The organism is Nocardia sputorum (assembly GCF_027924405.1).
Taxonomy (GTDB): Bacteria; Actinomycetota; Actinomycetes; order Mycobacteriales; family Mycobacteriaceae; genus Nocardia; species Nocardia sputorum.
This window is the reverse complement of sequence record NZ_AP026978.1, coordinates 375,633-398,402: the sequence shown is the minus strand read 5'-3', so window position 1 is coordinate 398,402 and position 22,770 is coordinate 375,633. Positions and strand designations below refer to the sequence as shown.

Sequence of the window (22,770 nt, the reverse complement as noted above, 5' to 3'; positions counted from 1 at the left end):
TGCCAAACGATACGGGACCACGGGCGGCCGGTCGCGGCTTCCCGCCAGGCCGCGACCACTCCGCTCGGGTCGGCCGGAGCGCCGCACCCGGGCGGGCGGATTAGGCTGGGCCCGTGACACAGAAAGTCCCGCAGCTGCCGCCGCGCCTGACCGATCCGCGCCCCGTGCTCGCGGTCGGCAGCGCGCTGTGGCTGATCGCCACCGTGGTGGTGTGGGCGGGCGGCGACCGCTGGGCGTCGGCCCGGCCGGTCTGCCTGATGGGACTGGTGGTCGGGCTGATCGCACTCGTGATCTATCTGGTTCAGCGGCGCGGCGCCCGGCGCGGGGACAAGGGCGCGCAGACGGGTCTGTGACCCACGCGGCTTACGGTCGGACCACCTCGAATTCGTCGGTCGTGCCGGTGAGCGGGTAGAACGCGCCATCGGGATCCAGGCGGGTCGCGTAGTGCTGGAAGCGATAGCGTCCCGGCTCGGCGTCGAGCGGGATGTCCCAGGTGAATCGGGCCACCGACTCGGCGAGCCCGCGCTTGCTCCAGTGGTATTTCACCGCCCACTCACCCTCGTTGGCCACCCGCGCCCATGCGCCCGACGCGGTCCTGCGCTGCACTTCCAGGAAGGTCCCGTTGCGGCGATTGTCGTGTTTCGGATGCGCCGAGACGAATTCGGCCAGGACTTGATCCCCGGGAGCGTAGGACGGGTGCGGCTGCACCAGCACGTCACCGAACCCGCGGCCCGGGGCGGACGCGTCCGGACCGGCGCCCGGCTGGAAGTTCGGCTGTAGCTGGGACACATCGCGCGGCGCAGGGCCGCGCGGCACCGCGCTGCGAGCGGCGAATGCCGCGGCCAGGCGGGTGAACTCCTGCTGGTAGGCGCACAGGGTGTAGCGGCCGAACAATGTCGAAGCGCCCTCGTACTGCTGGGAGTCGTATTCCTCGGGCGTGGTGACGTATTCGTGGTAGGCGTTCGCGTATCCCTGCATGAGCACCTGCTCGAGCGGAACGTTCAGCGCCGCCGCGACAGCTCGGCGGACGCGCAGGCCCGACGTGATGGTGAACTCGCCACCCGCGGCGGCCAGATAGAGCTCGCCGATGCGAACGAGCTGGATGGGCAGCACATTCGGCACCCACGCCACCGGCGGCAGCAGGCCGAGCGGCACCGCGATCGCTTTCGGCGCCTGCGCGTCCGCCAGCCAGGCCGGCGCGGGCTGGGCGGGGTCGCCCAGCGCCGCGAGGAACGGATTGCGCACACCCTCGGGGATCGGGCCGCCGGGCAGGCCCGGACCGTCCTCGACACTGCCCGCGATCAGCGAGACGCCCGCCGCGGCCGGTGCGGTGCGCCGCGGGAGGCCGTCCGGAGTGAAACGACCGTCCACGGCGATGTCCGCCAAGTCGATGTAGCAGAGCATCGCGTCGACCGAGCCGGAAATCGGTCGCGCTTGCGCCGCCGCGTCTTTCGACGCCGCGTACTGACGCTCGCCGAGGATGCGGGTGTTCTCGAACTCGTCCTCGGTGGGTCCCGAACCCGGGCGCAGGTTCAGGTTCGGGGACATGTCGCCGGCGTTGGTCTGCGCGAAGGCCGCGACGAACTCGGGCTTGCCGTCCAGGTAGCGCACGCCGTGCTCGATGTGCTCGGCGGAGAACGCGGCGTAGCCCTTGTTGTCCGAGCTGATCAGCCGGTTCGCGTTGGTCATGGACGTGTTGTGGGTGGCGAACCAGGTGATGGTCCCGGCCGTCCGACCGCCTTTGCGCAGGACGAGCGTGGTCACGGTGGGGTCGATGGCGTCCGGGAAATGTTGTTTGTCCGCAGGCGGATTGAGTTCCCACGCCACCCGCGAGCGGTTCACGCTCGCGTCGCGCAGCTCGGCGCGGCCGAGCGCGAGCGAGCCGGGGCCGAGATCGGCGTGCGCGGCGGCGATCGCCTCGATGATCCCCTGCACCTCGGCGTCGTACACCTGCTGCTGGAAGCCGAGGATGGACAGGTTGTAGGCGTAGTCGTTGCTGGAGCCGCCGCAGGTCGCGTGCGAATGGGTCGAGGTGAGCAGGACGTTCTGCTCGGTGTAGAGCCCGCCGAAGCGCCGGGCCAGTTCGGTCAGCACGCCGCGGTGCACGGATTGGAAGATCATTCCGTTCTCGGCGACCACGAAGACGACGCGCCGTCCCGCGCTCCCGATGATGAACGCCCGCGCGCGCGGGCGCAGGTGGATGCCCGCGGTCTGCTGCTCGAGCTGGGAGTAGCCCATCATCCCGCATTCGGCGGCCGGGCCGGTGATGTCGGAGATGCCGACGCCGATCTCGTAGTCGCCGGAATCCGGGGCGGCGGCCGCCGGAACGCCGAGCGCGTCACTCATCCCGGGCACCGTCGCGGTCGCGAGGGCGGCGGAACCGAGCGCGGTCCGGGCCAGAACAGTTCTGCGTGACACCGGCATACCCGTCTCCCTTCTGTCCCGATGCAGCGAACCACACAACTGGTCACTCGTCCAGTCCGAGTTTTTCCGGCCGGCGAATTGACTGCGGGGGCCGTGGGCGCTTAACTCCCTTGGGTGTCCTCCCGATTGAGCGTCGAAGAACGACGGGCCCACCTTATCGAGGCCGCGATCGGCCTTGCCGAGAAAAAGGGCGTCGCGGGCGTGACCACGCGCGATGTCGCTCAGGCGGCCGGTGTCTCGCTGGGTGTGGTGCATTACTGTTTCGAAAACAAGGACGCGCTGATGACCGAGCTGGTCAAAGCGTTGTCGATGGAATTACGCGATTCCGTCGACGCAAACGAAACGGTATGGCAGGACGTCGGAAGTGGAAAAGAAGCCCTTCAAAAATTGATCCGCGCGGGACTGGAACTCATGTGGCTGAACATTGAAGCCACTCCGGAACGGCAGCTGCTCACTTACGAAACCACCACTTACGCGTTGCGTGAGGGCGAACAAACCCCGGCGAAACTGGCGATCGCGCGCGAACAGTACAACTTCAACGACTCCACCGTCGCCGACATCTTGGAGCACGCGCGCGACGCGACCGGCAATACGTGGTCGGTCCCGGTGCAGACGCTGAGCCGGTTCACGCTCAACGTCATCGACGGTGTGGTGCTGCGCTGGCTGGTGGACAACGACAGCGAGAGCGTGCGCGGCCAGCTCGATCTGCTGAGCGAGATGATCACCGGATACGCGGCACAGTAGCCGCGTTCAGCCGCGCAGGTGCGGTGCCTGGACGTGCACGGCCGAGTCGGTCTGCCACCAGGGCACCGCGACCGTGGCCTCGATCGCGCCGCTCAGCCGCACCGTCAGGTCGTGGTGCACGACCAGCTCGCCTGCTTGCGCGGGCAAGGCGAACAGCTGCCGCAGCACGACGCCCAGCGGCTCCGCCGCCCACGTCGTGCGGCGGCCGGTATCGATCACCTCGGCGGTCACCGCTTCGGACGCCAGCGGCAGGTCGAGCAGAGCCGCCAGGGCCGAGGCTGTTTCGGTATCGCCGACTACCAGACGATCCGCAGGCACCACCAAGCCGAACCACGGCCGGTCGAGGACGAAGACGTCCGCCGGATCGGCCACGACACCGGACAGCGCGCGCACGCGATCCGGCGGCCGCAGATCGGCGAGATCGAGCCGGTCCGCGGCGACGGCGGCCGCCAAACGGGCGTGGGTCCGCGAAACCACCTCCGCCGAGGGGGTTCTCGACGAATCCCCGAGCGCCTCCAGCAGCGCCGCGGCCAGCTCCTCGGTGATCGTCTCGGGATCGGCCAGGACGGCGCGGCAGGCGTCCGGGTCGACACCCGCCACGGCGAACGCCGGTAACAGCCCGTCGAATTCGACGTCGGCGGGATGGCGGAACAGTCCCAGCGGCGTGCTGTCGATCCGCGCGTATCTGCGCAGCCACCACGCGGTGTAGCCGTCGGCGTCGGCGAGCAGGCGGCGGGTGCGCGGCGTCGCGGACAACTGCCGCAACGCTTCCGGCCACGCCGCGTCGTCGATCAGATCCAGGTCGCGGACGGCGACCAGCTCCGGCGGATCGTCCGCCAGCGTGGACCACCAGTGTTCCTCGTCGTCCAGATCGTGGTCCGGTCCGGTTGGATCGGCCTCGACCACCACGCTGAAGTCCCAGCCGACGCCGACAGCGCGCAACGCGTCCGCACCGTAGCGGTCGACCAGCTCCGGATCGGCCGTGCCGAACGGCGCGTCGGGCACGAGTAACTCACGCAACGGCGCGCCGGGCAGCAACAGTTCGTCGGCGGGCCGGAGATCGCCCTCCACATCGGGCAATTCGAGCGAACTCAGCCACCGCGGCAGCGCCTCCCGGTCGGCGTGCGCGGCGAGACGCAGGACGGCGTCGGCGGTGTCGGGGTCGTCCGGGTGGTCCTCCAAATCGGCGCGCAAGCCCGGATCGATCAGGAGATCCTCGGCGGTGGCCGAGCGCGCGCCGAGCCGGGCCAGCAGGGGATGTGCGGCCTCGGGATGCGCCAGCCTGGCCCAGTGCACCGGGATCGCGACCTCGAGCTGATCGTCCAGCACCACGGTGCGCGGCCCCGTGACGAGCCTGCCGTCCGCCAGCGGCACCGCCAGCGCGCCGAGTTCCTCCGCCGCGAGCGGATCTCCGGCGAACGGTTCCAGCGCCGCGTAGAACGACCGCCACCAACTCGGCGGCCGATCCAAGCCTCCGGACAATTCCGCGAGCCGTGCCAGACCGAGGCGGTGCACGTCGAGCACAGCCATGGCCTCGGTGTGCGGCCGCCCGGAGAGGTCCGGGATCACCAGAGGACCGACCACCTCGTCGAGCAGGTCGGCCAATTCCGAGGTCAGACCAGCGAAGACATACGCGCGGGTGGGGACGGCGACGTCCCGGGGGTGCGGCGGTGCGGGGGCCGACGGTGGCTCGGATATGCCGGACGTGCCCGGTTCGGCGGGTGCCGATATGCCGCTCGAAGCGTCGATCGGCTCGGCGGTCCGGATATCGCCCGGTTCGGCGCCGAATCCGGCACTCGACCTGTCGGACGCCTGGATCGCCGCTCGCGCCCGACCGCCGGACGCATCGGCAGGTTCGACGACCGGCACGTCCGGCGGTCCCGTGTGAGCCGCGGCTTCCGCATCTCGCTGCCGGGGTTCGTGGTCGGCGAGCGACGCCGATTCGGCATAGGCCGCGGTGAAGGGCTCGAGGTCAACAGCGAGGGGCGACGTGTCATACGAGCCTTCCCGATCAGTGCGCCGATGGGTGGCTGTCACCGGCAGCCATGGGTGCGTTCGCAATTCACGCAGCAATGCTTCGCGCAGTAGCCCATCGGCCTCGCTCCGAGCGAAACCGGGGGCAGGGACCAGTACGAGACGATCGCGCGGCGGAAGGGCGCGGGCGAACTCGGCGTAGCCGTCCGCCAGTTCGGCGAGCCGGGCGCCGGGCAACAGCCTGCGGCGGTCCGGCTGCATCGGGATGTCCGCGACGAGCAACGCGGGCAGGGATAGTTCCTCGTCGGATCTGGTCGGCGCCCGCAGCACGTCCGGGGCGGCCGCCACCGGCCTGCCGTCGCGCACCGGCAGCAGCCAGCGGGCGCGCGGCGTGCGGTACTGCCACCAGGTCCGCTGCACGTCGCCGGGGCCGTCGACGTAGACCTCGTGCATGCCGCCGCCCATGTCCTCGGCGCTGCTGACCAGTTCGTCCGCGCCGATGCGGATGCGGTGCAGCGCGGGCAGTTCGAGCAGCAGGTCGACGGCTTCGGCGCGCATCGCGGCCAGCAGCGCGTCGGCGTCGACGTCCGCGCGCAGCCGCAGCACCACCTCGGTGTCGAGACCGTCCGGCGGTCGCGCCTCGGTGGGCCAGGCCAGCCGCAACGCGGGCGGGACGAACTCGCCCGCAGCGCCCTCTGGTATCCGGATCCCGTTCCGGCGCAGCGCTTCGCGGGTCTCGGCACGGGAGAAGCGCAGCGAACCGGAAACCGACCGCAGCTCGATGTCTTCGCTCACCGCAAGCACCGCGGTGAATCCGACGCCGAACCGGCCGACGATCTCGCCCGCGGATTTCCCCGAGGCGCGCAGGGCGGTGAGCGCGTGCACACCGGAGACGTCCAGCGGCGCACCAGTATTGCCGATGTACAGGTCACGGCCGTCGAGCCGGACGACGACGGCACCGGCCACGCCCGCCTTGCGCGCGGCGTCGGCGGCGTTCTGCGCCAGCTCGGTCAGCAGTCGGTCGCGGTAACCGGCGCGCACCAAGTCGTTCTCGGTGGCCGCGTCCTCCCGCAACCGCGTCGGCGAATCACGCCATGCGGCGAGAACCGCAGCCCGCAGCGCCGAAGTGCCGAACGGATCGGCGGCCTCGCTCAGCTCCGCGGCGATGATTGGTACTCCGACCGTTCGCCGGGCCCGTCGTCGACCGCCGATCCGGTGTCGCCCGGCTCGGCCACCGGCACGTCTGTAGCGCTGCCGGGAGCGTGCTCCTCGACATTCGTCACGTGCTCGGGCGATTCGGTGTCGCCCGTCTGGTCGGTAGCGGCTTCGACCGGACCCGTCCGCGCGCCGAACTCCACTGAATTGCTCGCGGAGACATCGGAGCTCTGCGTATCGAGCGGTGCGGTGCGATCCGCGATGCTCGAACCACTTTCTCCAGCAGCCGCGGGGGTGTCCGCCGCATCGCCGGAACCCAGCGCCGGGTCGATGCCGGTGTCTTCCTTCGCCACGCTCTGCTCGTCCGGAGTGCCGATCGTGGCGCCCGCAGCGGCATCGGACGTGCTGTCGTGGACAGCGGGCGCGTCCGCGCTCGGTGCCGTCCGCGCAGCGGGTGGAACGTTCGATTCGGTGAACGCGGCGGAAGTGTCGATTTCGCCGACCTCGGCGGCGCTCACCGCGTCGGTGTCGGTGGCCGTGCTGTCGGCGGACTGGGCGTCGGTCGCGCTCGTGGATTCGACGGTGAGTTCGTCCGCGACGGCGCCGTTCTCCGTCGACCCGACACCTTCGTCAGCGGCGACCCGCTCGGTGACGGCCGGTTCCTCGGTCGTGCGTTGCGCGCGGATGGCGTCCGGGGCAGCGACCGCCTCGGGCGCCACACCGGTGTCGGCCACTGCGGCATCCGCGGAGAACCCTGGGTGCTCGTCACCCGCAGCGGACGCGGCAGCCGTGGAAGTCTCGGCACCCGCGATGTTCTCGGGCACGGCAGAAGCCTCGCCGATGCCGGGATCCCGGCGAACCGGGGCGTCCTGGTCGACTGCGGCGTCCACGCGTTCGCTTCCCTCGACGGCCGTAGCGTCTGCGATGTCCGCCGCAGCTTCGGCGACCACCGCACGTCCCTCGGCGTCCCCGACGATCTCGGCGCCCTCGGCCGCCACCGCGCCTACCTCAGCGGTCGCCGTGGCGCCCTCGGTCTGCGCGGCCGTATCGAACCGATCGCCCGCGGACGCCGGCGCACCGGCCACATCCTTCGGGGCCTGGTCGTTTTCGAGCGAGATCAGATCGATGGCCGCGTCGTCGTACGCCTCGTAGAGCGGCGAGCCGTTGCCGGTGGGGACCTCGGTATCCGAGTGCGCGCCGCAGCCGTAGGCCACGTGGACGACGCGCCCGTCGGCGCCCATGGCGTTGCCGCAGACACCGAACGCGGCGCGCAGCGATCCGGCAAGCGGAAGATAGAACCCGCAGCTCCCGCAGGTGGCGGGCGCGGCCTTGGCCATCTCCGCGTCGGGACCGCGCTCGGCGTACCAGCGTTCGGCGGCCTCTTCGCGGCCTTCTCTGCTCATCACCTTGGTGCGGCCGAGACCGACCTCGTAGGCCACTTCGTCGACCACCGGATCGCCGGTCGCGACGTATCCCGGCACCAGGCGCGGATCGTCGGCGGGCGGGGCGAGCAGGTCACCGGGCGCGAGGTCCCCCGGGCGAACGCGCTGCTCCCAGGGCACGAACTCGGGTGCGACCAAGGCGTCGGGCCCGGGCAGCAGCGCCGACTCGCTGACCGTCGCATAGCCGGCGCCGGGCGGGGCGGCCACCACGACCGCCCACTGCCACCCGCGGTAACCGGGCAGCGTGGCCTCGAAGCGGTGGGTCGCCGCGCTCTCGTCCTCGGCGATCACGCCTAGGTGCGCACCGACGCCCGACGGTTCCAACTCCAGGAGCGCACGGCGGGCCAGGTCGACGGCATCAGCCAGAATCGGCCGCACGCCGGACTCCGAAACAGAAACTGCGCTCACGGCCTACATTTTGCCGTATGGAGCGCAATCGCCGTGCGTTGGCCATCGGTGTGCTGGTCGGTCTGCTCGTCGTGGGTGGATGCGGCGGCGTCGCGGACCCGGCGCCGCGGATGAACATCGAGGTGCTCGGCACCCGGCCGCACGATCCGAAGGCGTTCACCCAGGGGCTGGAGGTCGATGGCGACGTCCTCTACGAGGGCACCGGTCTGGCGGGCGCGTCGAGCGTGCGCGCGTCCCGGCTGACGACCGGTGAGGAGCTGGCCAGGACCGAGTTGCCCGCCCCGTTCTTCGGCGAGGGCATCACCGTGACCGACGCCACGCTCTGGCAGCTGACCTGGCACGACGGCGTGGCCATCGCCCGGGACCCGGCCACCCTCGCCGAACGCGGCCGGGTGCGCTACGACGGCGAGGGCTGGGGTCTGTGCGCCGGGGATGGACGACTCGTCATGAGCGACGGCACCGACCGGCTCACCTTCCGCGATCCGGTCACCTTCGAGCCGACCGGCTCGGTCGAACTGACCAGCCGCAACGGCGCCCGCCTCAACGAACTCGAGTGCGCCGCGGACGGGTCGGTCTACGCCAACGACTGGCCCACGGACACGATCCTGCGCATCGACCCGGACTCCGGCGCGGTGCTGGCGACCGCCGACGCCGCCGGTCTGCTCCCCGCGACCGCGCGGGCCGACGCGGACGCCCTCAACGGCATCGCCCAACTGCCCGGCACCGACCGCTTCCTGATCACGGGCAAGAACTGGCCCACCATGTTCGAGGTCCGCTTCACGCCCGCCTGAGCGCGACCCGGCGGTCACGACGACGGGCCACTTTCCGCCGCCCCGGAGCGCGGATGAACGCCCAGCACGGGAGTGCGCCAGAATTGGAGTCGTGACTACTCCCCGCGAACCCTCCGGTCCCGACCGTGATCGGTGGGCAGGCGAGGAGGTCCCGCCGTTCGACCGGCATCCCGGCTTCGACCGATACCCGCCACCCAACGCGCCGCGACGCCGCGGGTCACTGCCACCGCTCGGACCGCGACCAGGACGCTCTCCGGAGCGTTACGAGCAACCGGGCCCGCGGCCCGAAGCGTCACCGGAACCTCCGCGGACGAAACCGTTCCCACGCGGAGGTGATGGCGAACAGCCGAAGTCCTCCGACCGCGCGCCTCGGCACGTCTTCCCGCACCGCGCGGAACCACCTCGTCCCACCGACCCGCCGGACCGCGCCGAACCCGGCTCTCCCGAGACCGCCGCCGAGGGTCAGGGCCGGCCTCCCGAAAGCGACGCGCCCTCCGGCGCGCGTCGGATGCCGCGCAAACTCACCGTCACCCGGGTGGCCGCCATGCGCGGCCGGGAGCTCACCGAGAAAGGCATCGCGACTTTCCAGCGCGCGGCCAAGGCCGACGGCGCGGACAAGTCGGGCCTCACGGCGCTCACCTACGCGACCATGGCGAACTTCGCCCTCGACGCCGCCATCGCGGTGGCGCTGGCCAACACCTTGTTCTTCGCCAGCGCCACCGCGGAGAGCAAGACCAAGGTCGCGCTCTACCTGCTGATCACGATCGCGCCGTTCGCGGTGATCGCCCCGCTGATCGGACCGATGCTCGATCGTCTGCAACGCGGTCGCCGCCTGGCGCTGGCGACGTCGTTCGCGGTGCGCACAGTGGTGGCTTTGGTGCTGATCTTCCAGTTCGACAGCTGGGCGCTGTATCCGCTCGCGCTGTGCATGATGATCGGCAGCAAATCGTTCTCGGTGCTCAAGAGCGCGGTGACGCCCCGGGTGCTGCCGCCCGACATCGATCTGGTCCGCACCAACTCCCGCCTGACAGTGTTCGGGCTGGTCGGCGGCACCATGGGCGCCGGAGCGCTGGCCGGTCTGGCCGCCGCGATCGCGGGCTCGAACGGCGCGCTGGTCTTCGCGGCGCTGATCGCCTGCGCCGGAACCTATCTGAGTCTGCGCATCCCCTCCTGGGTCGAAGTGACCGAGGGCGAGGTGCCCGCGACGTTGAGCTATCACGGCGCGGACGCGCGCACCGAGGTGCTCGCGTCCGGCAACGAGTCGTCGGTCCCGCCGCGCAAACGCAGGCAGCCGCTCGGCCGGGCCGTGGTGACGGGACTCTGGGGCAACAGCGCCATCCGGGTGCTGACCGGATTCCTCACTTTCTACGTCGCGTTCGTCGCCAAGGCGACCGAGCACCGGCCGGTGCAGCAGGCCCTGATGCTCGGCGCGGTCGGCGCGGCCGCCGCCATCGGCAATTTCACGGGCAATGCGACGGGCGCCCGGCTCAAGCTCGGCAGGCCCGCGCTGATCGTGCTCGGCTGCACGGCGGCGTGCGCGCTGGTGGCGCTGTTCGCCACGTTCGCGAACAATCTGCTCGGCGCGGCGGCCGCCGCCCTGGTCGCATCCGCGACGAGCGCGCTGGCCAAGGTCTCGCTGGACGCCTCGATCCAGGACGACCTGCCGCCGGAGTCGATCGCCTCCGGCTTCGGCCGGTCGGAGACCGTGCTGCAGCTGAGCTGGGTGGTCGGCGGCGCGGCCGGGGTGCTGCTGCCGACCGATTACTGGAAGGGCTTCGCGGTGGTCACCGCGATCCTCGTGCTGGGCTTGGTGCAGACTTTCCTCAGCTTCCGAGGTCATTCGCTGCTGCCCGGCCTCGGCGGCAACCGCCCCCAGCACGCGGACCAAGAGGTGCCGACGAGGCCGCACGGATATCCGGCGAGCGCGCCGCAGGCGCCGGACCCGAAGCCGCGCGGCGGCGACACCAAACGCTTTCGACGAGGGCAAGGAGACCCGATCTGGTGAGCAAGCTCAACGCACGCACGATCGCCGCGCTGGTCGCGGCCGCCCTGCTGGTGCTCACCGTCGCCTTCGCGGGCGTGCTGGCGGTGCTGATCCGCAACGCCGACGAACCCGACGTCACCCTCACCGCCTACGCGCACGGCAAGACGATCACCGTGCGGCCGTTCAGCTACTGCGCGGTGACCATGCAGCACTGCAGCGTCCTGCCCGAGGAGAACGTGCCGGGCACGGTGTTCTCGACGCTGACCTGCGCTCCCGACACGCCGGACTGCCATCGCGGCCGCACCGCCGAATTGGACGTTCCCGCCGGTTACCCCTTGCAGCTGTCGCTGCCGAAGCAGGTCGCCGACGCGCCGTGGCTCGCGCAATTGGTCTACCTCCTGCCGAACGGCGAGAAAGTCGACCAGGTGATCAGCCGCAACGACTATCCCGACCGCGCGCTGGCGTTGACCATCGACTCCAAGCCGGAGCCCGACTTGCGCCTCATCGGCGTCGAATTCCAGCTGCCGATCCTCGCCCGCGACGAAACCGGCCGGGAGTTCTACGTGCCGCACGCCACCTGGTCGATCAGTACCGCGTAGCGGCGAGCACAACTTCGCGAGCGCGGCGCGCACCCAAGCGAGCGACGGCATCGATGCGTTCCGAGGAACCGCTGCCGCCCACCTGCACCGCGGTGATCACGACCGCCGTGAAATGGCCTCCAGCGCGATCGCGGTGTCGCGTGGATCGAGATCCGCGGCGATGTCCCCGGACTGCCGCCCGGCGCGCAGCGATGCTTCCAGCACCTGCCGAATGCGATGGGGCACAACGCCGTCGCGTCCCCTTGATCATCGCCGATCGACGTAACGCGGCGACGCACGCAACGACCACGGCCGCACTCACTTCGCACATCGATCTGGTGCCCACCCTGGCCGCCTCCCCGGGATCGACGCCACGGCGCGCGCACCTCCGGACGGCCACCGTGCACGGCCGCGTGAACGCGCAGCGCCGCGAACGCCTCGGCGACTACCGGTCCAGTTCGCGCGCCACCGCGCGGACGACCTCCGAGATGCGTTGCGCCGTCTTGCGATCCGGGTACTTGCCCTTGCGCAGGTCGGGCTGCACCTTCGCCTCGAGCAAGGTGATCATGTCCTCGACCATGCCGTGCAACTCGTCCGGCGTGTGCCTGCGCGCGGCAGGTTCCTTGCGCGCGTTGCGTTCCTGGCCCTGCCGGACCGACGGCGGCGCCTCGAGCAACTTGAGGCTGAGCGCCTGGGGGCCGCGACGGCCTGCGGCCATGCCGAATTCGACACGCTGGCCGGGCTTGAGACCCTCGACACCCTGCGGGAGCGCGGACGAGCGGACGTAGACGTCCTCACCCTCGTCCTGGGAAAGGAAGCCGAAGCCCTTTTCGACGTCGTACCACTTCACCCTGCCGGTCGGCACTGCGCTCACCCGTTCATCATCGAAAACTCGGACCCCTACGGCCCGAGCACATCCGTCTACCGGGCCGATCCCGCGACCGGCCCTTTTCCTGTGCGAAAAGAACGCGCCCAGCAGGATTGCAGGACGCGATTGCTATCGAGTCTACCCCGGTGCGAATAACGCAAGCACATCAGTTTTACCGTCGAGCCGTGACGAACCCTTCCGCTCCGACCCCATCCGGCGGCGCCCCCAAGCGGCGCGGCGACTGGTTGCTGCAGCTCGCGCTCGCCCTGTTCGCGCTCGGATTGCTGGCCGTCGTCGTCATCTTCGCCATCCCCGTGCTGACCGACGGCGAGCCGGGGCTGTGGCTCTATTTCGGTGCGATGCTCGCGCCGCTCGGGTTCGTGCTCGCGCTCGTGTTCGCACTGCGCTCGGGCCGCCGGTCCCGATAGCACCGGAGTACGGGCCTCCGAAGCGGCGTCAACCGGTTACCCGACGCGACCGTTACCCACTCGGATGTGTGATCCTCATCACATTAGGGGAAGGTCACGGCGCGGTGACGGCACATACCGGGCCCCGCCGTAGCGTCTCTAGCTGCGCGAAGGCCTCTTGCCCAGTTGAGACCGCGTCGAGACCCGTTGGTACACGCCGGTTACCAAATAGTGATTTTTCCCGCGGTTCGACGTACGGTCTTATCCAGCCGGGACACCCGGCGAACCACCGGCCCGCCGCACCGAGCCTCGCCCCGCGGGTACCGGACCCCCGACGGAAACGTAGGGGCGAGGGCGGAACGGACGACCTCTCAGTCCGAACCAGAACCGAAGACGTCGCAGGTGCGTCGAGAGGAAGACGAACCCGATATGAGTGGACGCCATCGCAAGCCAAGCTCGACCGGCCGCACGGTAGCCAAGGTCGCCGTCACCGGCGCCATCATCGGCACCGCTGGTGTGGCTTTCGCAGGCAACGCCAGCGCGGCACCCGACTCCGACTGGGATCGACTCGCTCAGTGCGAGGCCGGCGGCAACTGGGGCATCAACACGGGCAACGGTTTCCAGGGCGGGCTGCAGTTCTCGCCCAGCACCTGGCGCGCCCACGGCGGCCAGGAGTACGCCGCCAGCGCCAACCAGGCCACCCGCGAACAGCAGATCGCGGTCGCAGAGAAGGTGCTCGCCTCGCAGGGCTGGGGCGCTTGGCCCTCCTGCTCGTCCAAGCTCGGCCTCAGCAGCGCGCCCACCCCGCGCTCCGCGCCCGCCCAGGCCGAAACCCCCCGCTGGAACCCCGCGCCGCAGGCCGCCCAGGCCGCGCCGGCGGACACCCAGCAGATCTTCTCGGCCGTCGACCGCGCCCTCGAGGTCGTGCAGAGCCAGGGCGTCCAGGTGCCCAAGGAAGCTCTCGACTTCTTCAATGCCGCCAAGTCCAGCGGAGTCACCCTCGACCCCGCGATCGTGAACTTCTACGAGGCGAACAAGGGCCTGCTGCCCTCCTGATCACCACGCGACGTCGAGAAGGGCCCCGCATCACTATGGATGCGGGGCCCTTCTCCGTAGCCGAGAACGTTCCGTTCGCGCGCTCAGCGGTTGATCACCGTGTTCGGGTGCATGTAGGGCAACTGCTCAGCGGGGACCGGAAACTCGGTGTCCTCGCCGTAGGGCGAGAGACCACCGGAGCGGGCCGAGGAGAGTTCGGTGACCGCGTGGTCACCGTCGGCGACCTTCGGCCAGCCGTTGTCGACGTAGGATTTCTTCGATTTGTTCACCACGACCTCATTGTGGCATGGGCCGTTCTCCCCGGACGCGCCGCAGCCCGCAGCGCGCGGCCCGCACCGCCGGACTCCGGCGGGCGACCGCCCAGCATCGTAGGCTGGATCGGATGACCGCGACCGACTCCCTCGCCGGATGGCTCGGTGCCCGCAGTGATGCCCAGCTCGTGACGCTGTTGCAGCTTCGGCCCGACCTGGCCGTGCCGCTGCCCTCCTCCATGGCCGTGCTCGCCGCCCGCATCGAACAGCGCGCGTCGGTGCTGCGCGCCACGGAAGACCTGAACACCCTCGAATTCGCCATCGTGGAAGCCCTTGCGATGCATGGGGTGACGCGCACCGACGGCGGTCCGCTCCGCCGCGCCGAACTGCATGTGCAATTGTGCGAACGGGTACCGGCCGCCGCGATCGACCACGCGCTGGAGCGACTGACCGCTCGCGCGCTGGTCTGGCTCGACGCCGACGAGGGGCTGCACCTGATTCCGGCGGCCGCCGAGGCGTTGCCGTGGCCGATCGGCACCGCGACCGAGATCCCTGACGCCCTCACCGAACCCGAGGTTGTCGCGGCACTGCCCGAGCTCGCCCCGGCCGAACGAGCCCTGCTGGACAAGCTGGCTACGACCGGACCGCGCGGGCGCACCAAAGACGCCGCACCGGGCACGCCGCCGGACCGGCCGATTCAGCGGCTGCTGGCGCGCAGGCTGCTGCACCGGATCGATGACGAGACCGTCGAGCTTCCCGTCACCGTCGGGCAGGTGCTGCGGCGGGAACCGGTCACCCACCCGCATGCGCTGACTCCGCCGCAACCGCGGACCGTCAAACAGACGCCCGCCGACGTGAACGCGGTCGCGGCGGGCGAGGTCGGCGAGCTGCTGCGGCACTGCGCCGCCGTGCTCGATGTGCTCGGCCAGGCCCCCGCTCCCGCGCTGCGGGCGGGCGGCTTGGGCGTGCGGGAGCTGCGCCGCATCGCCAAGCTGGCCGGTGTGGACGAGCCGCGCGCGGGTTTGCTGGTCGAGCTGCTGGCCGCCGCGAAACTGATCGAAAAGGGTTTGCCGGACCCGCCGCCGGACTTCGACACGACCGACGACTTCTGGGCGCCGACACCGCTGGTGGACTCCTGGCTGGAGTCACCGCCCGCCCGGCGCTGGGCCACGCTCGGATCGACCTGGCTGGACTTGGATCGGATGCCGTGGATGATCGGCATGCGCGATGCCAACGACAAGCCCCTGGCGGCGTTGTCACTCGAGCTGCGCAGCCCGAACGCGCCGCGCGATCGGCGCGCGATCCTCGCCCTGCTCGCCGAGTACCCGTCCGGCACGGCGTTGGAGCCCGCGGACATCGGCCGGATACTGGCCTGGCAGCAGCCCCGCAGGCGCAGGAATTTCCGGCCGGAGGTGGTCGAACAGACGCTGGCCGAGGCGGCCGCGCTCGGGTTCGTCGGCCGCGGCGCGGTCGGCTCGGCGGCGCGGGCGCTCCTGCACGCGGCGCCGACCAGCGTGGCCGACGCGGAGGCGCAGATGGAGGCGGCGCTGCCGGAGCCGGTGGATCACGTACTGGTGCAGGCGGATCTGACGGTGATCGCACCGGGCCCGTTGACCGCCGACCTCCAACGGCGCGTGGCTCTCGTCGCCGACGTCGAGTCCGCGGGCGCCGCGACGGTGTATCGGATCGGTGAGTCCTCGGTGCGTCGCGCGTTGGACGCCGGCTCGACGGCGGCCGAGCTGCACGCGCTGTTCGCCACGCATTCCCGCACACCGATCCCGCAGGCGCTGACCTATCTGATCGATGACGTGGCCCGGCGGCACGGTCAGTTGCGGGCGGGCATGGCGCAGTCCTTCATCCGCAGCGACGATCCGGCGCTGCTGGCCCAGGTGCTCTCGGCGCCGGTGGCGAGCGAGTTGGCCCTGCGGTCCATCGCGCCCACCGTCGCCATCGCCCAAGCGCCGCTGGGCGAACTACTGGAGCGGTTGCGCGCGGCGGGATTCGCGCCCGCGGGTGAGGACTCGGCCGGGGCGATCGTCGATCTGCGGCCGCGCGGCGCGCGCATCTCGGTGCGCCCCGCCGCACGGCAGCCGTACCGGCCCACTCCGCCCAGCACCGAACAGCTCGAACTGCTCGTCACCGAGCTGCGCGCCGGCGAACGCGCCGCCAGCGCCAGGTCCGGTCAGGCGGTGCGCCCGGACGGCACCCGGACCAACACCGCCGCCACCCTCGCCCTGCTCCAGCTCGCGGCGCGGGTGCGGCGGTCGGTGAACATCGGCTACGTCGACGCCCAAGGAGTCGCCACGCAGCGGGTGGTGGAACCGTTGAAGGTGGGCAACGGTCAGCTCGACGCGCTGGACCCGGTGACCGGCGCGGTCCGGCACTTCACGCTGCACCGGATCGCGTCGGTCGCCCTGCTGGAATGATCAGCCCTTCGGCTTGGCCGTGCAGAAGGTGGCCTTGGGGTCGGTTTCGATCAGCCGGAAACTGTCGGCGTCCTCGCCGCACAGCAACTCGTCCGCCTGGCCGTCGATCCGCTTCAGCACCTTGAAGGTGGCGTCCGGGGACGAGCAGTCCACGTGCTTGTATCCGGTCGTGCTGCTCTCGTTGTAGCAGCTGCCTTCCTTGAAGTTCGGCGCCAGGCACAGGAACGCGGTGGTACCGCCGGCCAGGGTCTCCTCGTAGGAGGTGTAGTCGGCGGCGCAGTCGGTCTTCTTGTCGTAGGACTGCGCGACCTTGTAGACGGCCTTGTCCGACGAGCAGTCCACCGGCTCGGTCTTGGAATCGGACGCCGAGCCCTCGATGACGTTGATGCAGTCGCCGACCTTGGCCTTGGCGGTGTCCGACTTGCCCGCGTCCTCGATCATCGAACAGCCGGCCACCGCGACCACCGCCGCGGCCACCGCGACGAGGGCGAGCACGATGCGTGCCAGCAGCCTCGCTCCTGGAAACTTCACCTGAAAACCTCTCTCACCGAACACGTTCACGGGCTCGTGAACGCGGTGAGGATACCCGTACGACCACGGCGGCCGCATCAGCTCGCCGGGTGACCGCGAACGGCGCGCGCTAGATGCCGTGCGTGCCGTACAGCCCCATGAGCGCGTAACCCAGGATGCTGGGGAGCAGACGGCCGAGCAGCAGGAACGCAGAGTAATTCACTAGCAACGCCTTTCGCATCTTCTATGCAACTGGACCGATGTCCGGTATGCGGAGTGTGTCGTCGCCCGAGACCGGGTCGTTACGCTTGGGCAGTATGACGGTCGAGGACGTGGCGCGCGACCTGTACGGCCTGGCGCCCACGGAGTTCGTCGCGGCGCGCACGGATCGGGCGGCCGCGGCGAAGCAGGCGGGCCACAAGCAGCTCGCGGCCGCCATCGGCAAGCTGCGCAAACCCACGCTGACCGCGTGGGCCGCGAATCTGCTGTCCCGCGCCGCGCCCGACGACGTCGACGCACTGCTGCGGCTCGGCGCCGCCCTGGCCGCCGCTCAGCGGAAACTCTCCGCCGAGCAGTTGCGCGACCTGACCGCGCAGCGGCAGCAACTGGTCAACGCCCTCGCCAAGAAGGCGGGGGCGCTCGCCGCCGAACAAGGGCATCCGGTCGGCGAGAGCGTCGTCCGGGAGCTCGGCCAGACGTTGACCGCGGCACTCGCCGACGCGGAGGTGGCCGACCGGCTGCGCGCGGGGACGCTCGTCACGGCCGCGAGCTACGAAGGCTTCGGACCGAGCGGCCCGAATCTGCTCGCGGTTCCCGAACCGGCCGCGCGGCGCGGACGGGCCGCATCCCGGCAGGAACCGGACGACAGTGCCCGCCGGGAGCTGGCGGAGGCCAGGGAGGCGCTCGAAACAGCTCGCGCCGAAGAGGATTCGGCACGCGCCGCGCTCGCGGAAGCGACCGGAGAACTGTCCTCGGCCGAGGAACGCGTGGCCGCGCTGCGGGACGAGCTCGCACACGCCGAACAGCAACGGCAGTTCCGAAAGTCGGCCGAGCGGTCGGCGAAAGACGAACTGCAGGCGGCGCGCCGTCAGGTGGAGCGAGCGGAACGCAGGGTGGCGAAGGCCGGGCAGCGCGTCGAGGACGACTGAGGTATCAGCTGCGCAACGCGCCCGGGAACAGGTACTCCTCCGGCGGCGTCGCGGTGGTGTTCAGCCACGCGTGGAAGAAACCCGTCAGATCCATGGGCGACCTGGACTGCACGAAGGCACGGAACTCCGGCATCGAGGCGTTGCCATAGGCGTGCACGGCCAGGAAGTCCCGGACGGCCCCGAAGAACACCTCGTCGCCGATCTGCTTGCGCAATGCGTGCAGGAACAGCGGGCCGCGGTAGTAGACGGAGGTGAACTCCTTCCCGGCACCGGGGTTCTCCAGCGGAATGTTCCAGAACTTCTGATTGTCGCGGTATTTCTGGATGGTCTCGCGGTAGTCGTCGTCGACGTTCTTGCCCTCCATCCGCTCCGGCCACAGATAGTCGGCGGTGTAGCTGGCGAAGCACTCGTTCAGGCAGATGTCCGACCACTGGCGCACCGACACCCAGTCGCCCCACCACTGATGCGCGATCTCGTGCACGACGGTCTGCAGGTCGATCGACGGCGCGTAGAGCGGGCGGGTCTGGGTCTCCAGCGAGAAGGAGATGTCGGCGTCCAGATGGACGCCGCCCGCCGCCTCGAACGGATAAGGGCCGTAGAGGTTTTCGGCGAAGTCGAGGATCTCCGGCAGGCGCTGTTCCAGCTCGCGCTGGCGTTCCTCGGCGTTCGGCGCGAACGCGCTGATCAACGGAATGCCGTTGGCCCTGCGCTGCTCGAGGTAGTCGAACTTGTCGATCGCCACGGTGGTCAGGTAGCCGAGCACCGGCTTGGCGTTGATCCAGCGGACCGTCCGCTTCGCATCGTGCACCACGTTCTCGACGCGCACGCCGTTGGAGACCACCTCCCACTCCGCGGGAACCGTCGCGTTCAGGCTGAACGTGGCCTTGTCCAGGGGGGTGTCGTTGAGCGGGTACCAGCTCGTCGCCGAGTGCGGCTCGCCCGCGACGAACGCGCCGCCGCTGGGAGCGAAGGTCCACCCCTCGCCGTTGGTGTTCACCGCGGGGCCCGCGTAATCGACGGTGACGGTGAACGGCAGCCCGGGCAGCAGGACGAGCGCGGGCGTCACGGTCAACTCGTGCTCGCCGTTGCGCTCGAAACCGGCGGGAAGCCCGTTCACCGATACCGCGCGCACCTCCGGTCCCGCGTAATCGAGGTTGAACACGCGCAGGGCCTGGGTGGCGTGAGCGGTGATCGTGGCGGTGCCGGCCAGCGCACGGCTCGGCGGGTCGTAGTCGATCCCGACGTCGTAGTGGTGGACGTCGTAGCCGCCGTTGCCGTCGAGCGGGTAGTACGGGTCGCCCAGTCCCGGCGCGCCGACCAGCGGGTCCGGTGGCGGGTCGGCGTGCGCGGGCACCCACGACCCCGCGACGACCACGCACGCGACCGCGGCGCACATCCGGCCGGACAACCTCATACGAACGACCACCCCTTTCCACCCCGCCTGTTTGCCGGTGCCGGCGCACCGACTTCGCTGGATGGTAACGGCTTCAGTCGCCGCTTCCGGTGAGCGCCACCGACGCGCCGACGCCGAAGATCATCACTCCGCCCGCGCCGCCGACCGCCTCCAGCCTGCGCGGCGACTTGGCGAACCAGGACCTCGCCGAGGCGGCCAGCAGCGCCCATGCGCTGTCGGAGACCAGCGCGATGGCCAGGAAGACGGTGCCGAGCAGCAGGAACTGCCACGACAGCGAACCCGCCGCCGGGTCGGCGAAGTGCGGGAGCACCGCGGAGAAGAAGACGATCGCCTTGGGATTGGTCAACCCGACGATCGCGCTCTGGCGCAGCACCCGCGTGTGCGGCTCCCGTTCGATCGAGGCGCCCAGCGCTTCGCGCAACGCCGAACGATGACGAATCGCCTGGATCCCCAGATACATCAGATACAGCGCGCCCGCGAACTTGACCACGGTGAGCGCCAGAGCTGACGCGGTGAGCAGCGTCCCGAGACCGAAGGCGACCAGCACCAGAGCCGCGTAGACGCCCGCCGCGTGCCCGAGCACCGAGAGCAGCGCCGCGCGGCGGCCGAGCGTGAGCGCCCGACCGATGGTGAACAGCACCCCGGGACCGGGCACGACGATGATGACGACCGCGGCGGCGACGAAAGCCAGCAGATCGGACGCTGGGACCATCTTTCGAGTCTAAGCGCCGTCGCAACCGGTAAAGCGCGCGAACGCAGCCGGATTCAGGAACCGAGGTCGCCGGGCAGGTGGTGCGGGTCGAGCAGCAACCGTTTCGTCGCGGTGCGCCGCACCTTCTCGGCGAGGGCCAGGTTGTCGGTGAGCAGTCGCCACTCGGCCTCGCTGATCGCCGCGCGGGCGCGGGCGATGACCGAGCCGTCGGTGGTGCCCCAGGCGATCGGCATGGCGCTCACCGATTGCCAGCGCTGACCCACTTGCCGCGGCGCGCGGTCGGTGCGCACGGCGACCGACGGCACGCGCTCCCCGGCCCTGGCCTTGTGACCGGGGAGGTCGCGGACTTTCCTGGTCACCAAGGCGTAGCGCGGATCGCTCGTGTCCGGCGTCGACACATCGACCAAGGCGAGCAGCACCACACCGGAGGGGCGCGCCTCCGAGACCACTGCGGGAACCAGCTCACCGTCGGCGTACAGCTTGTCGATGCTGGAATGCCACGGCGTCCACAGGGCCACCCACAACGCCGTCACCGCCCCGAGCGCGAACGCGACCGCGAGCAGATACGCCCAGGGATGATCCAGCCAGATGAGCAACGCCGTCCCGGTCGCCGCGACGACCGCGGCGGCGATCGCCAGGAGACGCAGCCGGCGAAGGTCGGCGAAGACTTCGTTGACCGCGTGGGCGTGCTTGCGGTCCACCGCGAATTCGAAGCGTCGCACGCCCTCATTCCTAGCACAGCTTGCGGAGGAATTGCCTCCGCTTATCCGATGGCGGGGCCGAGCAAGTCGTCGGCATCCGTGATGCGGTAGGCATACCCCTGTTCGGCGAGAAAACGCTGACGATGCGCGGCGTATTCGGCGTCGAGGGTGTCCCGCGCGACGACCGAGTAGAAATGCGCCTGGCCGCCGTCGTGTTTCGGACGCAGCAGCCGGCCGAGACGCTGCGCCTCCTCCTGCCGCGAGCCGAAGGTACCCGAAACCTGCACGGCCACCGACGCTTCCGGCAAATCGATGGAGAAGTTCGCCACCTTGCTCACCACGAGCACCGGAATCTCGCCGCGCCGGAACGCGTCGAACAGTTCCTCGCGCTCCTTGGTCTTCGTCGAGCCCTGGATCACGGGGGCGTCGAGAGCGGCGCCGAGTTCGTCCAGCTGATCCAGGTAGGCCCCGATGACCAGGCTCGGCGCGTCCTGATGCTGAGCCAGGATCGATTCGACCACGGCGATCTTGGTGTGCGCGGTGGAGCACAGCTTGTACCGCGCCTCCGGCTCGGCGGTCGCGTAGGCCATCCGCTCGGCATCGGTCAGGGTGACCCGGACCTCGATGCAGTCGGCGGGCGCGATCCACCCCTGGGCCTCGATGTCCTTCCACGGCGCGTCGTAGCGCTTCGGGCCGATCAGCGAGAACACGTCGCCCTCGCGCCCGTCCTCACGCACCAGCGTCGCGGTCAGGCCCAGCCGCCGACGGGACTGGAGATCGGCGGTCATCCGGAAGACCGGGGCGGGCAGCAGGTGCACCTCGTCGTAGATGACCAGGCCCCAGTCGCGGCTGTCGAACAGTTCCAGGTGCTTGTACTCACCTTTGGTGCGACGCGTGATCACCTGGTAGGTGGCGATGGTGACCGGGCGGATCTCCTTGCGCTCGCCGGAGTACTCGCCGATCTCGTCCTCGGTGAGCGAGGTGCGCGCGAGCAGTTCGCGCCGCCACTGCCTGCCCGCCACCGTGTTGGTGACCAGGATCAGCGTGGTCGCCTTGGCCTTGGCCATCGCCGCAGCGCCGACCATCGTCTTGCCCGCGCCGCAGGGCAGCACCACCACGCCGGAGCCGCCCGCCCAGAACGAGTCGGCGGCCATCTGCTGGTAGTCGCGCAGGTGCCAGCCATCGGTCGCGTAGTCGAGTTCGATCGGGTGCGCCTCGCCGTCGACGTAGCCCGCGAGGTCCTCGGCGGGCCAGCCGATCTTCAGCAGCATCTGCTTGATCCGGCCGCGCTCGGACGGGTGCACCACCACCGTGTCGTCATCGATGCGCGCGCCGAGCATGGGCGCGATCTTCTTGTGCCGGAGCACCTCCTCCAGCACCGCGCGATCGAGGCTGACCAGCGTCAACCCGTGCGCGGGATGCTTCACCAGCTGCAACCTGCCGTAACGGGCCATGGTGTCCACCACGTCGACCAGCAACGGCTGCGGCACCGCGTACCGGGAGAAGCTGACCAGCGCGTCCACCACCTGCTCGGCGTCGTGACCCGCCGCGCGCGCGTTCCACAGCGCCAGCGGCGTCACCCGATAGGTGTGCACGTGCTCCGGCGCCCGCTCCAACTCGGCGAACGGCGCGATCGCCTGCCGCGCCGAATCGGCCAGCTCGTGGTCGACCTCCAACAGCAGCGTCTTGTCGCTCTGCACGATCAGCGGACCGTCGTTCACAGTCCCTCCTCAGCTAGATTCCCCGCCATTCTCCCCGACCCCTCCGACAACCTCGC

General features: G+C 70.3%; 19 protein-coding genes. 9 read left to right on the top strand and 10 right to left on the bottom strand.

The window, feature by feature from the left end:
* The first annotated feature begins 113 nt into the window (after window positions 1–113).
* Complete coding sequence (locus tag QMG86_RS01950) at window positions 114–353, top strand: DUF2530 domain-containing protein (RefSeq protein WP_159843316.1); 240 nt, start codon at window positions 114–116, stop codon at window positions 351–353.
* A 10-nt stretch (window positions 354–363) separates the two neighbouring features.
* On the opposite strand, the gene QMG86_RS01945 is transcribed toward QMG86_RS01950, so the two are convergent.
* Entirely contained in the window at window positions 364–2,424 is a 2,061-nt protein-coding gene (locus tag QMG86_RS01945) for a neutral/alkaline ceramidase (RefSeq protein WP_281877302.1), read from the bottom strand.
* Between the two features lie 126 nt (window positions 2,425–2,550).
* On the opposite strand from QMG86_RS01945, the gene QMG86_RS01940 reads away from it, so the two are divergent.
* On the top strand, window positions 2,551–3,168 hold the full coding sequence (locus QMG86_RS01940; RefSeq protein ID WP_236566987.1) for a TetR/AcrR family transcriptional regulator: 618 nt from the start codon (window positions 2,551–2,553) through the stop codon (window positions 3,166–3,168).
* A gap of 6 nt (window positions 3,169–3,174) precedes the next feature.
* On the opposite strand, the gene QMG86_RS01935 is transcribed toward QMG86_RS01940, so the two are convergent.
* Complete coding sequence (locus QMG86_RS01935; protein ID WP_281880730.1) at window positions 3,175–6,297, bottom strand: sacsin N-terminal ATP-binding-like domain-containing protein; 3,123 nt, start codon at window positions 6,295–6,297, stop codon at window positions 3,175–3,177.
* Complete coding sequence (locus QMG86_RS33680) at window positions 6,294–8,147, bottom strand: DUF3027 domain-containing protein (protein ID WP_434086147.1); 1,854 nt, start codon at window positions 8,145–8,147, stop codon at window positions 6,294–6,296. The genes QMG86_RS01935 and QMG86_RS33680 overlap by 4 nt, the downstream gene beginning before the upstream one ends.
* 17 nt (window positions 8,148–8,164) lie before the next feature.
* Here QMG86_RS33680 and QMG86_RS01925 point away from each other — a divergent pair, with 17 nt between their 5' ends.
* The 3 genes from QMG86_RS01925 (at window position 8,165) to QMG86_RS01915 (ending at window position 11,521) form a co-directional block, all read left to right on the top strand.
* Window positions 8,165–8,938 carry a glutaminyl-peptide cyclotransferase gene (locus QMG86_RS01925; RefSeq protein WP_281877301.1) on the top strand — a complete coding sequence of 258 codons (774 nt, stop codon included), beginning with the start codon at window positions 8,165–8,167 and terminating at the stop codon, window positions 8,936–8,938.
* Between the two features lie 91 nt (window positions 8,939–9,029).
* Window positions 9,030–10,943, top strand: coding sequence for an MFS transporter (locus QMG86_RS01920; protein WP_281877300.1), 1,914 nt, complete (start codon window positions 9,030–9,032; stop codon window positions 10,941–10,943).
* Window positions 10,940–11,521: a DUF2771 domain-containing protein gene (locus tag QMG86_RS01915; RefSeq protein WP_281877299.1), complete on the top strand. Its 582-nt coding sequence runs from the start codon at window positions 10,940–10,942 to the stop codon at window positions 11,519–11,521. Before QMG86_RS01920 ends, QMG86_RS01915 begins: the two co-directional genes overlap by 4 nt.
* Before the next feature lie 424 nt (window positions 11,522–11,945).
* Here the strand turns inward: QMG86_RS01915 and QMG86_RS01910 are convergent, their stop codons facing one another.
* A complete protein-coding gene (locus tag QMG86_RS01910) occupies window positions 11,946–12,365 on the bottom strand; it encodes a cold-shock protein (protein WP_063023190.1) in 420 nt (139 codons plus the stop codon).
* 188 nt (window positions 12,366–12,553) lie between these two features.
* Here QMG86_RS01910 and QMG86_RS01905 point away from each other — a divergent pair, with 188 nt between their 5' ends.
* Window positions 12,554–12,796, top strand: coding sequence for a hypothetical protein (locus QMG86_RS01905; protein ID WP_281877298.1), 243 nt, complete (start codon window positions 12,554–12,556; stop codon window positions 12,794–12,796).
* A 408-nt stretch (window positions 12,797–13,204) separates the two neighbouring features.
* Window positions 13,205–13,831, top strand: coding sequence for a resuscitation-promoting factor Rpf1 domain-containing protein (locus tag QMG86_RS01900; RefSeq protein ID WP_281877297.1), 627 nt, complete (start codon window positions 13,205–13,207; stop codon window positions 13,829–13,831).
* 83 nt (window positions 13,832–13,914) lie between these two features.
* Here QMG86_RS01900 and QMG86_RS01895 read toward each other — a convergent pair whose 3' ends face one another.
* Entirely contained in the window at window positions 13,915–14,103 is a 189-nt protein-coding gene (locus QMG86_RS01895; protein WP_039795086.1) for a hypothetical protein, read from the bottom strand.
* Window positions 14,104–14,213: 110 nt separating this feature from the next.
* Between QMG86_RS01895 and QMG86_RS01890 the strand changes: the two genes are divergently transcribed.
* The gene (locus QMG86_RS01890; protein ID WP_281877296.1) at window positions 14,214–16,508 is read left to right on the top strand and encodes a helicase-associated domain-containing protein; all 2,295 of its coding nucleotides are present in this window, start codon (window positions 14,214–14,216) and stop codon (window positions 16,506–16,508) included.
* Here QMG86_RS01890 and QMG86_RS01885 read toward each other — a convergent pair whose 3' ends face one another.
* Window positions 16,509–17,039, bottom strand: a complete 531-nt coding sequence (locus QMG86_RS01885; RefSeq protein WP_281877295.1) for an LppU/SCO3897 family protein — start codon at window positions 17,037–17,039, stop codon at window positions 16,509–16,511.
* 296 nt (window positions 17,040–17,335) lie between these two features.
* On the opposite strand from QMG86_RS01885, the gene QMG86_RS01880 reads away from it, so the two are divergent.
* Window positions 17,336–18,166 (top strand): efflux RND transporter periplasmic adaptor subunit, encoded by an 831-nt coding sequence (locus tag QMG86_RS01880; protein ID WP_281877294.1) that lies wholly within the window; start codon window positions 17,336–17,338, stop codon window positions 18,164–18,166.
* Between the two features lie 4 nt (window positions 18,167–18,170).
* On the opposite strand, the gene QMG86_RS01875 is transcribed toward QMG86_RS01880, so the two are convergent.
* The 4 genes from QMG86_RS01875 to QMG86_RS01860 all read right to left on the bottom strand — a co-directional run bounded on the left by QMG86_RS01875 (window position 18,171) and on the right by QMG86_RS01860 (window position 22,714).
* Window positions 18,171–19,580: a M1 family metallopeptidase gene (locus QMG86_RS01875; protein WP_281877293.1), complete on the bottom strand. Its 1,410-nt coding sequence runs from the start codon at window positions 19,578–19,580 to the stop codon at window positions 18,171–18,173.
* Window positions 19,581–19,653: 73 nt separating this feature from the next.
* A complete protein-coding gene (locus QMG86_RS01870) occupies window positions 19,654–20,292 on the bottom strand; it encodes a LysE family translocator (protein ID WP_281877292.1) in 639 nt (212 codons plus the stop codon).
* A gap of 53 nt (window positions 20,293–20,345) precedes the next feature.
* Window positions 20,346–21,014: a DUF3239 domain-containing protein gene (locus tag QMG86_RS01865; RefSeq protein WP_281877291.1), complete on the bottom strand. Its 669-nt coding sequence runs from the start codon at window positions 21,012–21,014 to the stop codon at window positions 20,346–20,348.
* 41 nt (window positions 21,015–21,055) lie between these two features.
* Complete coding sequence (locus QMG86_RS01860) at window positions 21,056–22,714, bottom strand: DNA repair helicase XPB (RefSeq protein WP_281877290.1); 1,659 nt, start codon at window positions 22,712–22,714, stop codon at window positions 21,056–21,058.
* Between the last annotated feature and the right edge of the window lie 56 nt (window positions 22,715–22,770).